Source organism: Verrucomicrobiia bacterium, from assembly GCA_036405135.1.
Lineage (GTDB): Bacteria > Verrucomicrobiota > Verrucomicrobiia > Limisphaerales > JAEYXS01 > JAEYXS01.
Map to the genome: position 1 here is coordinate 40,480 of DASWYF010000020.1, position 13,756 is coordinate 54,235.

Sequence of the window (13,756 nt, forward strand, 5' to 3'; positions counted from 1 at the left end):
AGGCATGCAAGCCTTTCTCGAATACTTGGTGAAGGGTCTCGTGGATCGACCGGAAGAAGTCACGGTGACTCCGGTCGAGCAAAACGGGGCAACGGTATATGAACTGCGCCTGAACCAGGCCGATGTCGGCAAGGTCATAGGCAAGCAGGGCTCCACCATCCAGGCCATCCGCGCATTGTTGCAGGTGGGCAGTGCCAAGAAAGGCCTGCGTTGCTCGGTGGAGATCGTGGAAGATAACAAACGGTCGGAATAAACAGGCCGAAGGTTCCCCAAGTGGAGCCGGTGGTCCGGCAGAGCATGAAAATCGACGTGCTCACTCTGTTCCCCGCGATGTTCGCGGGGCCGCTCGATGAAAGCATCGTCAAGCGGGCGCGTAGCGCAGGAATCCTTGATTTGAGGATTCATAATTTGCGGGACTACACGCATGACCGGCACCGGACGGTGGATGATAAACCGTTCGGAGGTGGACCGGGCATGTTGTTAAAACCCGAACCGATCTTTGAAGCAGTGGAAAGTTTGGCGACGGAGCAGACCCATGTGGTGCTGCTCACTCCGGCAGGACGGAAGTTCTCGCAGGGAATCGCCAACGAGCTGAAGCAGCATGAGCATGTGTTGTTCATCTGCGGCAGTTATGAAGGGTTTGATGAACGGGTGCGTGCGACGCTGGCGGATGATGAGTTATCCATCGGTGATTACGTGCTGACGAACGGCGCGCTGCCGGCGATGGTGATCATCGATACAGTGACGCGCCTTTTGCCCGGTGCTCTCGGTGACGAGGGCAGTGCGGTGGATGAATCCTTCAGCCACGGTTTGCTGGAATGCCCGCATTATACGCGACCGGCGGAATTCCGGGGAATGAAGGTGCCGGATGTATTGATGTCCGGCAACCATGCGGAGATCGCCAAATGGCGAGCCGAGCAGGCGCGACTGAGAACGGTCCAGAAAAGACCGGATTTGATAAAATTTAAAACTGTTGGCGGTGAGCCGAAAGCTCCCGCTCAAGACTGAAGACCTATGAGCCAAGCGTTGTTTGACAAGATCGAGAAGCAGCAATACCGCAAGGAAGCTGCCAACTTTAACGTCGGTGACTCCGTCCGCGTGCACACCAAAGTCGTCGAAGGCGACAAGGAACGTATCCAGGTGTTCGCCGGCATCGTGATCGGCAAGCGCGGCCATGGTCTGAACGAGACGTTCACCGTCCGCCGTATCAGCTACGGTGAAGGTGTGGAGCGTATCTTCCCGATTCACTCCCCGCGTGTGGACAAGATCGAAGTGGAACGCCAAGGCCAAGTCCGCCGCGCCAAGCTCACGTATCTGCGTGGCCGCTTGGGCAAGGGCGCTATGTCCGTGAAGGAAAAGAAAACGAAAGTGGTGGCCGCTGCCGCCGCTTAATTTCTGTTCGACATATGATTTCAAAAAGCGAGGCTTCGGCCTCGCTTTTTTGTTTTTTAAGGTTGGCGAAAAAGCAGCTTCACGGCAAAAGGACTCGTGGCCAAAAAAGCTGCTTCCAGTTCACCCAAACGGTTCGCGTATGAACGCGAATTGCTGGAGCGCGGCTGCACGTTGATCGCCGGTGTAGATGAGGCGGGTCGCGGGCCTCTGGCGGGTCCGGTGGTGGCTGCCGCAGTGGTCTTTTCCGTGGATCAAATCACGCTGGGGTTACGGGGAGAGTGGAAGGAGCTGAACGATTCCAAGCAGCTTACACAGAAGCAACGGGAACGGTTCTACGAACTCATCACGACGGAGACGGGCATCCAGTATGCCATTTCCATCGTGGATGTGGAGATGATTGATCGCATCAACATCCTCCAAGCGACACATCACGGCATGAACGAGGCGCTCGCGAAGCTCTCCGTGCAAGTGCAGCACGTACTGGTGGATGGATTGAAGGTGAAGTCCCTGCGTTGGCCGCAAACTCCGATCGTGAAGGGTGATTCGCTCAGTTACTCCATCGCCGCGGCGAGCGTGCTGGCGAAGGTGACACGTGACCGGATGATGCACGCGTATGATGTGGAGTTTCCGGGATATGGATTCGCCGCGCACAAAGGTTACGGCACGGAGCAGCATCTGGCAGCGCTCGCGAAACAAGGGCCGTGTGCGATCCATCGGAAGACGTTTGCGCCAGTGCGGATGGAACAAGGCGAGTTGTTTGGGTGATAGTGGTTAGCGCGGACTGATGTCCGCAGCTACGGTCAAAAAAGCATGAGCTGGTGGCAGCGCATCAAGGAGCAGTTCGGAGCCGGGAAAACGGTTCCGGAACATTTGCGTCGCGGTACGTTGGGAGAAGCGGCGGCGAAGAAGTATCTGCAAAAAGCGGGACTGAAATTTCTGACGGCTAACTTTCGCTCGGAGCGTGGTGAGATCGACCTGATCTTTCGCGATGGGGAGATGCTGGTGTTCGTGGAGGTGAAAACGCGATCATCGGAAGATTGGGTGCGTCCGGCCGGTGCGGTGAATGCGCGCAAGCGGCGGTTGCTCTCCATGACGGCGCTGGATTACCTGAAGCTGCTGAAGAATCCGCCCGTGAACATCCGGTTCGATGTGGTGGAGGTGCTGCTGAAGGATGGAGAGGTGCGGGAGATAAGGCATCTGCCCGCGACGTTCACCTTGTCGAAGCCGTTCCGGTATGGATGAGTTTGGAGCGCTTTACGCGCTGGTGCCGCCGAACTGGTCGGCCTTGCTCTTGAAGAGCAGGTTGAACGTGGTCATGGAACCATAGCTGCGCGTGATGTATTGCTGCATCTCCACTTTGTCCCCATCGGTAAGATTCGGGTGCGCGTTGATCTTTTGCTCAAGCACGCGGAGGTTGTTACGGATCATCACGATCTTGTGGAAGAAGACTTCCAGCTCTACTTCCTTCGTCGAGAGCGTGGGATCGGCAGGATGCAGGACGCACTTGCCTTTGTTCCAGCGCGCGCCGAGTTCTTCGATGATGCTGTCATCGCGTTCCATGCCGAGTTGTTGCGCGACGGCCTCAACCGTTTCCGCGATGAGCTGCTTGAGCGGCTTCTCGAGTCCGCTGAGGCTCGCTTGAGCTTCCGCAGGCACGAGTCCGGCGGAGACGGGCTCCACCTTACGCATACCACCTTCATCGAAGTTCACATCGGCCATGTGTTCCGTGATGGATTTCACCGTGCCAATGCCATACTGCGGATGGCGGACCTTCATGCCGATGTTGAGCGACTCGATTTTCATGGGGGCGACAGTTTGTGAAAGAATGGGAAAATTTCCAGCGCAAACGAAATGGAAATTGGATTTGAACCAAGCTAGTCTGTGACCATGAAAGTCACGCCATCCCAAAGCAGTCGCAGATGGGTGATGGCACAAACCTTTCTGCTGCTCGCATTGGTGGCGTCCGGACCGCTGGGCAGGGATTATGAGAGGGTGTGGGGTGTGACAGTCGAGCTGGGGGTGATTTTATTTGGTATCGGTGCCTATCTCGGCATCGCAGGAGTGCGTCATCTTGGGCAGAACCGCACACCTTATCCTGAACCGTTGGCCGATGGAGAATTGATCACCGCGGGTATCTATAAACGGTTGCGCCACCCGCTCTACGCCAGCTTGGTTTATTGCGGTTTCGGTTGGGCGTTATTATGGAATAGCAGTGCGGCATTCATCATGGCGGCGATCACTGCGTGCTATCTTCATGCCAAGGCGCGATGCGAGGAGAGGTTTCTGCTAAAGCGGTATCCTGACTATTCGGAGTATATGAAGAAGACGGCTCGCTACCTTCCCGGTATCTATTGAGAGATAGTTTCAGTGGCGGAATAGGGTGCGTTGAACTATTGGTTATCACATGACCGACGAGGTATTGCCGCCGGGAGGCGGAGAGGCGCATGCCGCCATCACTGAGGTGCTGGCAAATGTCGCCATGGATGAGGGCACGCTCAGCTATTTCCGCTCGCTCTTCCGCGAGTCGGATCGCGGAGCAGTGCTGATCTCGGCGACACGATTGGAGGAGAAGCTGGAATTGCTGCATCGCGCGCACATCGAACAAAAGGTGGCGGAGCCAAAAAAGTTGCTGGAGGAATTATTCCGCCCTTACGCACCGTTGTCCTCTTTCTCTGCGAAGATACAGCTCGCGCATGCGTATGGTCTCATCGATGCGGAGGATTATGCGGACCTGAACATCATCCGTAAGATCCGCAATGACGCGGCGCATACGTCTGTGGAGTTTTCTTTCGAACCGAATGATATCTGCCAGCGCATCACGCATCTTAAAGCGCCAAGCCGGATGATTCCATTGCTGTCTTTGATGACGGAGATGTTTTCCACTGAAGAGCTTTCGGAGTTAAAAGGTCCCAAGGTGGCGCAGGCACATCCTAAGATGTATTACATCATCGCGTGCCTGGCGCTGGAGACTAGGATTGTGAGTACGACGGGCAGGGTGACTGTTGCGGATGATTGAAGCGGTTTCAGTACAGATCCTTTACCTGCCGGATTCAGTCTGTCCCGATTTTCATTCCGCACCCTCTTATGGTTGAAATAGTACTTACACGTATTATTTTTGTTTGCCATTCCTAGCATCCTCGCCGATAGTCTTTCCAGTAGAAGCCCCTCACCGGATAACAGTTCCGCGACGCTTCTACCTAAGTATCATGTTGTTAAGCCGACGCCATTTCCTGGGCGGTACGCTGGCTACGCTGGCGTTAGGCTCTTTGCGCGCTGATGCCGCTCCTGCTCCCGGCCCTACGAAAGACAGTTGGCCCATGTTCCGCGGTGGACCCGAGCTCACCGGCATCTCTCCCGCCACGCTGCCGAACGATCTGAAACTGCTCTGGACCGCCAAGACCGGTGGCCCCGTGAAATCCTCCGCTGCCATCGTGGATGGCAAGGTTTTCATCGGCTCGGATGACATGAAGTTGCACGCCTTCTCCTTGGCGGACGGCAAATCCCTTTGGGAATTCAAGACAGAGAGCACCATCGAAGCCTCGCCCCTCGTGCTCGATGGCAAAGTCTACCTCGGCTCCAGCGATAACATCCTCTACGCCGTGGATGCCAAAGAGGGCAAGCAGGTTTGGAAATACACCACAGAAGATAAGATTCTCGGCGCACCGAACTGGACGAAATCTCCCGATGGCAAGGAGAACTGGATTCTCGCGGGCAGTTACGACACCAAGCTCCACTGCGTCTCCGCCACCACGGGCAAGAGCGTGTGGACTTACGAGACCGGCAATTACATCAACGGCTGCCCCGCCGTCTCAGATGGCGCAACCGTCTTCGGTGGTTGCGATGCCTTGCTTCACATGATCTCCGTGGCTGATGGCAAGAAGGTGAAGGAGATGGATGCCGAGGCCTACATCGCCGGTTCTGCGGCCGTGACTGGCAATCGCGCCTACGTGGGCCATTACGAAAATGTTTTCCTCTGCTTCGATCTCACCGCGCAAAAGATTCTCTGGCGCTACAAAGATCGCGCGTTCGCCTATTTCTCCTCGCCCGCCATCACGAAAGACTTCGTCGTCTTCGGCGGACGCGATAAGCGCCTGCACTGTGTGAAGCGCGAGACCGGCGAAGGCGTCTGGACCTTCGGCACGCGTGGCAAGGTGGACAGCTCCCCCGTGGTCGTGGGCGACAAAATCATTGTCGGCTCCGATGACGGACGCCTCTACCTCGTCTCGCTGAAGGACGGTAAAGAAATCTGGAACTACGAGATCGGCCAGGCCGTCACCAGCTCCCCTGCCGTGGTGGAGAACCGCGTGGTGGTCGGCAGCGATGACGGGAATGTGTATTGCTTCGGCAAAAAATAAGGATTTGAGATTATCATGAGCACGACGACCGTTGAACCCGCCAAGCCCGTGACCGCTCCGCCGTTGCAAACGCAGACGACCGCCGGCAATTACTTCGTCTCGAATTACCCGCCGTTCTCCTTCTGGAAGCCCGAGCTGATCCCCGATCTCCAGACCGCGCTCGCCACGCCGCCCAAGCCGAACACCGATCTCGGCGTGTATGTCCACGTGCCCTTCTGCCGCAAGCGCTGCCACTTCTGCTATTTCAAGGTCTATACGGACAAGGATTCCTCCGAGATCCGCAATTACATCGATGCCGTCATCAAGGAACTGACCATCTACGCGAGCAAGCCCTTCATCGGCGGTCGCAAGCCCAGTTTCCTCTACTTCGGTGGCGGCACGCCCAGCTACCTGAGCGTGGACCAACTCAAGCACCTGCTCGGTGAGATGAACAAGCTCCTCCCGCTTGATGCCCTCGAAGAATTCTCCTTCGAATGCGAACCCGGCACCTTGACCGATCATAAGCTCAAAGCCATCCGCGACCTCGGCGTCACCCGCTTAAGCCTCGGCGTGGAGAATTTCGATGAGCACATCCTCGAGATCAATGGCCGCGCCCATCGTGCGAAAGAGATCGATCGCGCCTATGGTTACGCCCGTGAAGTCGGCTTTCCGCAGATCAATATCGACCTCATCGCGGGCATGGTCGAGGAGACGGAAGAGAACTGGAAAGAGAACATTCGCAAGACTATCGCGATGTCTCCCGACAGCGTGACCATCTACGAGATGGAGATCCCCTTCAACACCACCATCTACCAGCGCATGAAGGCCGAGGGCAAACTCGTCGCCCCTGTGGCCGATTGGGAAACCAAACGCCGCTGGGTGGATTACGCCTTCAAGGAACTCGAGAAAGTCGGCTACACCGTGGGCAGCGCCTACACCGCCGTGAAGAACAAGAAATCGGCGACGTTCATCTATCGCGATCGCCTCTGGGCAGGTGCGGACTTGCTCTCCCTCGGCGTCGCGTCCTTCGGCCACATCGGCGGCGTGCATTACCAGAACCACCACGAGTTCAGCACCTACATCGAACGCATCAATAAAGGTGAACTACCGACCTTCCGCGCGCTCACGCCAACGCCTGATGAACGCCTCATCCGCGAATTCATCCTGCAATTCAAACTCGGCCGCAACGATGCCGGTTACTATCGCCAGAAATTCGGTGTGGATGTCCTACAACGTTTCTCCGAACCCATCCAGCGCCTGAAAGACTGGGGCTTCCTCACGCAAGAAGGCGACATGCTTTACTTGAGCCGCGAAGCCCTCCTGCAAGTGGACAAACTCCTGCATGAGTTTTTCCTGCCGGAACACAAAAATACGCGCTACGCCTAAGTGTTAGGAAACATCTACTGAACATGTCTCTATCTAACACCAAGTCAGTCGAGCCGCCCTTGGCCTTGCCGATTGCTTACCCGCTCGATGACTTCTATGCGCAGGCCGGCCGGCCGTTGCCGCGCATTGAAGCCGTGGAAGGTCAGGATGTTCCCCAGCCGTATCAGCAACTGCTCGTGCATCAGCACGATATGACGCCGACTTTGGAGCGCTTTCATAAATCGACGATTCATCTCGAGGTCCTCCGCAGCCAGCAGCGCGATGATTTCTATTTCCGCGAAGTCATTCTTCTTACTGCGGAAGGCAAACCCGTGGAGTTCGGCGCCATCAAAATCAGCCTGAACCTTTTCCCACCCGCTGCACGCACGCAAATCCTTGGTGAACGCATCCCCTTGGGCACGTTGCTCGCGGAATATCACGTGACTCACACCAGTCGTCCCAAAGCCTTCCTGCGCATCGAGACGGATGACTTTATCAACACCGCTTTCAAGATCACCGGTACCCGCTGGCTCTATGGTCGCCGCAATACTCTGTGGAATCCCCAGCAGCAACCCTTGGCCGAGATCGTCGAAATCCTCCCGCCATAAGGCTTTACCCTACGTCAGGAACGGGTGAAATCTGGCTTGCCTAGCTTTCCTCCTCTGCGCGATGCTTCCCGGTATCGCTATGTCGAAAAAGGCTTTGATCACGGGCATCACCGGCCAAGACGGTTCCTATCTCGCCGAGTTGTTGCTGTCCAAGGGCTACGAGGTTCACGGCATCATCCGCCGCGCCAGCACCTTCAACACCGGCCGCCTGGAACACATCTACTCCGATCCCCACGCGCCCAAGCATAAGCTCTTCCTCCATTACGGCGATCTGGCGGATGCCAGCGCGCTTTCCCGTCTCATCGGCAAGATTCAGCCGGACGAAGTCTATAATCTCGCCGCGCAAAGCCACGTCCGCGTGAGTTTCGATGCGCCGGAATACACCACGGACATCACTGGCACCGGCGTCATCCGCCTTTTGGAAGCCATTCGCGAAGTCGGCATCAAGCCGCGCTTTTACCAGGCCTCTTCTTCTGAGATGTATGGCATGGTGCAGGAAGTGCCGCAGAAGGAGACCACGCCTTTCTACCCACGCAGCCCCTATGGTTGTGCCAAGGTCTATGCCTACTGGATCACGGTGAACTACCGCGAATCCTACGGCATGCACGCCAGCAACGGCATCCTCTTCAACCACGAATCTCCTCGCCGCGGCGAAACGTTCGTGACTCGCAAGATCACCCGCGCCGTCGCCCATATCCGTGCCGGTCTGCAGCAGAAACTTTATCTCGGCAACCTGGAAGCCAAGCGCGACTGGGGTTACGCCAAGGAATACGTGGAAGCCATGTGGCTTATGCTCCAGCAGCCGGAGCCGGATGATTACGTCATCGCCACGAACGAGACGCATTCCGTTCAGGAATTTCTGGAAGTCGCCTTTGGCTGTGTCGGCCTCGATTGGCGCAAGTACGTGGAGATTGATCCGCGCTATTACCGCCCGGCAGAAGTGGACCTCCTCATCGGCGATGCCAGCAAGGCGAAGAAGAAACTCGGCTGGGCTCCGAAAACCACTTTCGCAGAATTGGCCCGATTGATGACGGAATCCGACGTCAAATTGCTGGAAGACCAGCTCGCCGGTCGTGTCCGCAAGAACGAGGAATAACCGATGCCCAAGGCGCTCATCACTGGTATCACCGGCCAGGACGGTTCCTATCTCACGGAACTGCTCCTCGCCAAGGGCTACGAGGTGCATGGCGTCGTGCGGCGCACGAGCAGCTTGGATCGTTCCCGCCTGAAACATCTCTACGGCGATGCAGGCGTCTACAACCAGCGCCTCTTCCTCCACTACGCCGATCTCGACGATCCCACGACCCTGCGCCGCGTTCTGGTAAAAGTCGCCCCGGATGAGATTTATCATCTCGCTGGTCAAAGCCATGTGGGTCTGAGCTTCGAGATCCCCGAATCCACCTGTGACTCCACCGCCATGGGCACTTTGCGCCTGCTCGAGATGGTGCGCGATCTGCCGAAGCTGCCGCGCTTGTTCCATGCGTCTACCAGCGAGATATTCGGTCGTCCGCAATACGCTCCACAGGATGAGAACACGCCGCGCAATCCGGTGAACCCTTACGGTTGCGCGAAAGCGTTCGCCACGCAGATGGTCGGCATCTACCGCCAGACCTACGGCCTCTTCGCCTGCAACGGCATCATGTACAATCACGAATCACCCCGGCGCGGTGAGAACTTCGTGACGCGCAAGATTTGCCGCGCGGCTGCCGCAATCAAACTGGGTTTGCAGAAGGAACTCGTGCTCGGAGACACCTCGGCACAACGCGACTGGGGCTATGCTCCCGATTACGTGAACGCCATGTGGCTCTCGCTTCAGCACAAGGAAGCGGGTGATTACATCTTCGCCACCGGCATCCTCCACAGCGTGAGCGATGTCGTGACGCTCGCCTTCGAAGCCGCCGGTCTTTCCCACGCAGACCACGTCAAACAAGACGCGCGCCTCCTGCGCAAAGCCGAGTCGGTGAATCTTCAGGGCAATCCATCGAAAGCCGAAAGCGTGCTCGGCTGGAAACGTACCATGACCTTCGAAGAACTTATCCGCAAGATGACCCTGTCCGAGATCGAAGAACTGAAATCCGAACAGCGTTGAGCCTTTCACTTCGTGTACGCTAGGCGCTTCCGAAAAACTAGCAGCATAGGAAGCAAGATAACGTTCCGCCTCCCTCGCCCCCTTGGGGGAGAGGGCCGGGGTGAGGGGGAAACAGGCGTAACTAAGCAAACGGCGTGTTCGACTTAGCCAAAGATTGCCTCCCTCACTTCCAATCAAATATCCCCAAAATATTATAGTAATCATCCGACCACACCGGCTGCGTCGGCTCTGGCTCCAGCTTCTTCCAATACTGATTCCCGGATAACGGTTGCAGCGTTTGCGCATCCGCCGCCATCACCGCCCAATGCGAGGAGTAACGCCCAAACCGCATTGTCTCCTCTGCCGTCACCCCTTCGTTCAGGCTGTAACCATCCATGTTCAATTCTTTGGCGATATTTCCCAGCACCGGACGGAAATTCAGCAACCGGCTGGAAATGTTGAAGAGGATGATGCCACCTGGCGCGAGCTTCTGCCGTACTTCTTGCAGCGCCTCTTTCGTGATGAGATGGAGCGGCGGCACATCGGAGCTGAACGCATCGCACACGATCAGATCAAAGTGATGATCCGGTTCATCACGCAAGAGCAGGCGTCCGTCACCGATTTTGTGCGTCAGTTTCTTCGCCCCACAGCGGTTCAAGTAAGTGAACCAATTCGTATCCGACGCGATGCGTAACACCGCGGGATCAATCTCATAGAACGTCCATTCTTCATTCTCCTTCGCGTAAGCCGCCAATGCACCCGCACCTAACCCGATCGCCGCCACGCGGCCCACCGTCTTGCGCTTCTGGTAAAAATCCATGATCGCTCCCGCCGGACCATTCGGATGGTAATAGGAGAGCGGGATGTCTTGCCGCTTCGGGTCCACGAACTGGATGCCATGCACCGTGGTGCCGTGATAGAAACGGCGGATGTGTCCGTCCGGGTCCATCGTCACACGTAGCGCGCCGAAGAAATTCCGTTCTGCATGCAGCGTCTGCCCATGTATTGCCGTGTAGAAAGATGCGCCCCAAATAATCGCGCCCAGCGTCAATCCAAACACCACGGGTCTGCGCGAAAGAAAGAACGCCACCACCAACGGTACGCCAAAGATCAGGAACATCGCGAGTTGATGCGATTGCCTGGACAGGCCCGGCAGAAACTTCGCCACGATAGCTGTGAGCAGACCGATGGCCACCGGCCATACATATTGCTTCGGCAATTTCTTCTCAGGCAATTTACCATCCGCTGGAGGAGCCACCAGACACGCGAGTGCGATCGCCAGCGGATACTCCACCACAGATTTGAAAACGAGTGGTGCCACCAGCGCATTCAGCAAACCGCCCAATACACCACCGATGGACATGCAGAGATAATATTCGGTAAGTTGCGATGGCTCAGGCCGCAACGACGCCAGCTTGCCATGCAGCGCCAGCGTGATGAGGAAGAACACTGCCAGATGCAAGGGCACCAGGATGCCTGCCGGATGTTTGATCTCACCCAGCAACAGAAATAGTACAATGACCGCTGCGACCGGCAAAACGCGCGCGGCCATCGGCGTGATGCGTTCGCCGACTTTCGCGAACACGATTATGAACGTGAGCAAATACAGCGCGAGCGGCAGCGTCCAGAGCAACGGCACACTGGCGATATCCGTGGTCAGATAGGTCGTAAGTCCCAGCATCAGGCTCGAAGGCAACAGCGAGAGCAGAATCCAGATACCCCGTTGTTTCCACGTAGCTTTCTTGCTTTCAGTCTTCTCGCCCACCGTTTGCGTAGTAGCCCCCGCATCACGTTTCCACATCAAAACTGTGACACCGATGAACGCCAGCAACAGCAACCCATAACCCACGCTCCATGACCATGTTTGCTGCGAGAGCCTGAGCATCGGTTCCGCCAGCAATGGATAACCTAGCAGAGCGAGGAAGCTGCCGAAGTTGCTCGCCGCATAAAGAAAGTAAGGATCCTTCGCCGCCGGATGTCCTGAACGACTGAACCAGTTCTGCAACAGAGGTGCGGAAGCCGAGAGCACTAAGAACGGAATACCCACCAAGCCAAACAATGTTCCGAGCAACCAGAGCAACGGCTCCTTACCTGCGGGATTCGCATCCGCCGCGAGCGACATCGGCAGGCAGAACAATCCCGCGCCGAGGAATCCCAGATGCACCAATGACTGACGCCGCACTGTTCCTCTGCCGCTCAGCCAGTGCGCATAGCCATAGCCGCCGAGCAACAGTGCTTGGAAGAAAACCATGCACGTGTTCCACACCATCGGCGCGCCACCGAGGAGAGGCAGGAGCAGCTTGGCCACCAGCGGTTGCACCGCAAAGAGCAGCAGAGCGCTCAATAGCAACGTTAGAGAAAGTGCAGGCAACAGCATGCGTTTCCAGCATGTGCGAGCAGCAGCTTCCGTGCAAGAAATGCATCAAAATAGAGCGTATCTAAACCAATGGGAGTGTGGCCTCCCAACTCGATGAAGGGCTAGGCTGGCCGGGCAAAGTCGTAAAAAGTTTGCTATGTTATGGAATGAAAACCAAACGCGCAAATATACCGGCCCTCGACCTGAGCAGTATCTTGGTTCCGGTCGATTTTTCGGACGATTCGGTCAAGGCGGTGCGCTATGCCGTCGCCATGGCTGAAAAGACCTCCGCCAAGATCACGCTGCTGCATGTGATTTATCTGCACTATATCGCAGGTGAACTCGGTCCGGTGGACATACCGGTGCTGGAGACACAGATGAAAGAGACGACGTTAAAGAAAATGACCACATTTGCCCAAGAGCACGTTCCTGCCCGGCTCCTGCAAGGCACTGCGGTGGTCAATGGCCCGGTGGTTCCTGAGATCACCGCGTTCGCTCAAACACAAAAGACAGGTCTCATCGTCGTATCCACCCACGGCAACACCGGCTTGAAGCGGTTCGTATTGGGCAGTGTCGCCGAAAATGTCGTGCGCCATGCTCCGTGTCCGGTGCTCGTGGTTCGCGAGCAGGAACAGGAATTCATCCATGAACAGCGTGCTTGAAGCACCCAATGATGTGTCAACTAATCCCGCAACCAAACACCACGCAGCCTTCGGTTATCCCCGGGATTTTTTGAACAACCGTTTTGTTTATCTCGTGGTCTCTCCACGGGCCAGGGGGCTATCTATCGGCATCAATCTGAACCCTGACAAACGGTGTGATTTCGATTGCATCTATTGCGAGGTGGATCGCCGGACCGTCGAACCGGGTTTGCATCTTGATGTCAGCCAGTTGGCGGAAGAGTTCCGTTCGACGCTTGCCTTCGTGATGGCAGGCAAGGTCGCAGAACGTCCTTATTTCCAAAGAATGCCCCGCGAGCTTCTCACGCTAAGACATGTCACTCTCAGTGGGGATGGCGAGCCGACATTGTGCCCGCAGTTCTGCGAAGTCGTCGAGACAGCGATACACTTCCGGGCGATGGATCGCAGGTCCGCTTTCAAGTTGGTGCTGTTGACCAATGGGTCGGGACTGGACCGTGATCCAGTCACAGCCGGTCTTAGATACTTCACCATGCATGATGAGATCTGGTGCAAGCTCGATGGCGGATCTACTGCTTATCTTACAAAAGTAAACCAGCCTTTGATTCCCTTGCAGCAATCATTTGAGAATATCCTCAACGTGGCTAAACGGCGTCCCGTGACCATTCAAAGTCTGTTTCCTTCCATCGATGGTGCCGGACCTGGCCAAGAAGAGATTGAAGCCTACGTTCAACGCCTGGTAGAGCTTCAGGCCGGGGGGGCGAAGATATCTTCCGTACAGATCTATTCTGCCACCCGGCCGATGCACAACGAAGATTGCGGACATCTGCCGTTGCGCACACTCTCCAAGATCGCCCAGCTTGTAAGGCAGCGGACCGGCATGCCTTGCGAAGTCTTCTAGGCACCGGGGTTAAATTCAATGGAGGCGCCCAGTCAAAGACTGGGCTCTTTTTTCCCGGATCCACGGTCAAGAGGAGGTCCATTTCCGCCAAAAA

Annotated in this window: 16 protein-coding genes; 14 read left to right on the forward strand and 2 right to left on the reverse strand. The window is 56.4% G+C overall.

Annotated features, from left to right (window positions below):
* Positions 1-4 precede the first annotated feature (4 nt).
* The 5 genes from VGH19_08740 to VGH19_08760 all read left to right on the forward strand — a co-directional run bounded on the left by VGH19_08740 (position 5) and on the right by VGH19_08760 (position 2,634).
* Positions 5-253 (forward strand): KH domain-containing protein, encoded by a 249-nt coding sequence (locus VGH19_08740; GenBank protein ID HEY1171440.1) that lies wholly within the window; start codon positions 5-7, stop codon positions 251-253.
* Positions 254-297: 44 nt separating this feature from the next.
* On the forward strand, positions 298-1,008 hold the full coding sequence (gene trmD / locus VGH19_08745) for a tRNA (guanosine(37)-N1)-methyltransferase TrmD (protein HEY1171441.1): 711 nt from the start codon (positions 298-300) through the stop codon (positions 1,006-1,008).
* Positions 1,009-1,014: 6 nt separating this feature from the next.
* Complete coding sequence (rplS, locus tag VGH19_08750; protein HEY1171442.1) at positions 1,015-1,392, forward strand: 50S ribosomal protein L19; 378 nt, start codon at positions 1,015-1,017, stop codon at positions 1,390-1,392.
* Positions 1,393-1,488: 96 nt separating this feature from the next.
* Entirely contained in the window at positions 1,489-2,157 is a 669-nt protein-coding gene (locus tag VGH19_08755; GenBank protein HEY1171443.1) for a ribonuclease HII, read from the forward strand.
* Positions 2,158-2,202: 45 nt separating this feature from the next.
* Complete coding sequence (locus VGH19_08760) at positions 2,203-2,634, forward strand: YraN family protein (GenBank protein ID HEY1171444.1); 432 nt, start codon at positions 2,203-2,205, stop codon at positions 2,632-2,634.
* 12 nt (positions 2,635-2,646) lie between these two features.
* Here VGH19_08760 and VGH19_08765 read toward each other — a convergent pair whose 3' ends face one another.
* A complete protein-coding gene (locus VGH19_08765) occupies positions 2,647-3,195 on the reverse strand; it encodes a hypothetical protein (protein ID HEY1171445.1) in 549 nt (182 codons plus the stop codon).
* A gap of 84 nt (positions 3,196-3,279) precedes the next feature.
* Here VGH19_08765 and VGH19_08770 point away from each other — a divergent pair, with 84 nt between their 5' ends.
* From VGH19_08770 to VGH19_08800, 7 genes are all read left to right on the forward strand, one after another.
* Positions 3,280-3,747 carry an isoprenylcysteine carboxylmethyltransferase family protein gene (locus tag VGH19_08770; GenBank protein HEY1171446.1) on the forward strand — a complete coding sequence of 156 codons (468 nt, stop codon included), beginning with the start codon at positions 3,280-3,282 and terminating at the stop codon, positions 3,745-3,747.
* 49 nt (positions 3,748-3,796) lie between these two features.
* Complete coding sequence (locus tag VGH19_08775) at positions 3,797-4,408, forward strand: MltR family transcriptional regulator (GenBank protein HEY1171447.1); 612 nt, start codon at positions 3,797-3,799, stop codon at positions 4,406-4,408.
* 190 nt (positions 4,409-4,598) lie between these two features.
* The gene (locus VGH19_08780) at positions 4,599-5,747 is read left to right on the forward strand and encodes a PQQ-binding-like beta-propeller repeat protein (GenBank protein ID HEY1171448.1); all 1,149 of its coding nucleotides are present in this window, start codon (positions 4,599-4,601) and stop codon (positions 5,745-5,747) included.
* A gap of 15 nt (positions 5,748-5,762) precedes the next feature.
* A complete protein-coding gene (locus VGH19_08785; protein HEY1171449.1) occupies positions 5,763-7,112 on the forward strand; it encodes a coproporphyrinogen-III oxidase family protein in 1,350 nt (449 codons plus the stop codon).
* A 23-nt stretch (positions 7,113-7,135) separates the two neighbouring features.
* Positions 7,136-7,699, forward strand: coding sequence for a hypothetical protein (locus tag VGH19_08790; protein HEY1171450.1), 564 nt, complete (start codon positions 7,136-7,138; stop codon positions 7,697-7,699).
* A 79-nt stretch (positions 7,700-7,778) separates the two neighbouring features.
* On the forward strand, positions 7,779-8,795 hold the full coding sequence (gene gmd, locus VGH19_08795) for a GDP-mannose 4,6-dehydratase (protein HEY1171451.1): 1,017 nt from the start codon (positions 7,779-7,781) through the stop codon (positions 8,793-8,795).
* Positions 8,796-8,798: 3 nt separating this feature from the next.
* Positions 8,799-9,788, forward strand: coding sequence for a GDP-mannose 4,6-dehydratase (locus VGH19_08800; GenBank protein HEY1171452.1), 990 nt, complete (start codon positions 8,799-8,801; stop codon positions 9,786-9,788).
* Positions 9,789-9,951: 163 nt separating this feature from the next.
* Here the strand turns inward: VGH19_08800 and VGH19_08805 are convergent, their stop codons facing one another.
* Positions 9,952-12,144, reverse strand: a complete 2,193-nt coding sequence (locus VGH19_08805) for a fused MFS/spermidine synthase (GenBank protein ID HEY1171453.1) — start codon at positions 12,142-12,144, stop codon at positions 9,952-9,954.
* A gap of 146 nt (positions 12,145-12,290) precedes the next feature.
* On the opposite strand from VGH19_08805, the gene VGH19_08810 reads away from it, so the two are divergent.
* Both VGH19_08810 and VGH19_08815 read left to right on the forward strand, forming a co-directional pair.
* Entirely contained in the window at positions 12,291-12,785 is a 495-nt protein-coding gene (locus VGH19_08810; GenBank protein HEY1171454.1) for a universal stress protein, read from the forward strand.
* Entirely contained in the window at positions 12,769-13,662 is an 894-nt protein-coding gene (locus VGH19_08815; protein HEY1171455.1) for a radical SAM protein, read from the forward strand. The genes VGH19_08810 and VGH19_08815 overlap by 17 nt, the downstream gene beginning before the upstream one ends.
* Positions 13,663-13,756: the final 94 nt, after the last annotated feature.

Coding starts and splice junctions, on each gene's coding strand:
- VGH19_08790 (HEY1171450.1), top strand. CDS start 7,136: ATGTCTCTATCTAACACCAAGTCAGTCGAGCCGCCCTTGGCCTTGCCG.
- VGH19_08770 (HEY1171446.1), top strand. CDS start 3,280: ATGAAAGTCACGCCATCCCAAAGCAGTCGCAGATGGGTGATGGCACAA.
- trmD (HEY1171441.1), top strand. CDS start 298: ATGAAAATCGACGTGCTCACTCTGTTCCCCGCGATGTTCGCGGGGCCG.
- VGH19_08780 (HEY1171448.1), top strand. CDS start 4,599: ATGTTGTTAAGCCGACGCCATTTCCTGGGCGGTACGCTGGCTACGCTG.
- gmd (HEY1171451.1), top strand. CDS start 7,779: ATGTCGAAAAAGGCTTTGATCACGGGCATCACCGGCCAAGACGGTTCC.
- VGH19_08765 (HEY1171445.1), bottom strand. CDS start 3,195: ATGAAAATCGAGTCGCTCAACATCGGCATGAAGGTCCGCCATCCGCAG.
- VGH19_08805 (HEY1171453.1), bottom strand. CDS start 12,144: ATGCTGTTGCCTGCACTTTCTCTAACGTTGCTATTGAGCGCTCTGCTG.
- VGH19_08785 (HEY1171449.1), top strand. CDS start 5,763: ATGAGCACGACGACCGTTGAACCCGCCAAGCCCGTGACCGCTCCGCCG.
- VGH19_08810 (HEY1171454.1), top strand. CDS start 12,291: ATGAAAACCAAACGCGCAAATATACCGGCCCTCGACCTGAGCAGTATC.
- VGH19_08800 (HEY1171452.1), top strand. CDS start 8,799: ATGCCCAAGGCGCTCATCACTGGTATCACCGGCCAGGACGGTTCCTAT.
- VGH19_08760 (HEY1171444.1), top strand. CDS start 2,203: ATGAGCTGGTGGCAGCGCATCAAGGAGCAGTTCGGAGCCGGGAAAACG.
- VGH19_08815 (HEY1171455.1), top strand. CDS start 12,769: ATGAACAGCGTGCTTGAAGCACCCAATGATGTGTCAACTAATCCCGCA.
- VGH19_08740 (HEY1171440.1), top strand. CDS start 5: ATGCAAGCCTTTCTCGAATACTTGGTGAAGGGTCTCGTGGATCGACCG.
- VGH19_08775 (HEY1171447.1), top strand. CDS start 3,797: ATGACCGACGAGGTATTGCCGCCGGGAGGCGGAGAGGCGCATGCCGCC.
- rplS (HEY1171442.1), top strand. CDS start 1,015: ATGAGCCAAGCGTTGTTTGACAAGATCGAGAAGCAGCAATACCGCAAG.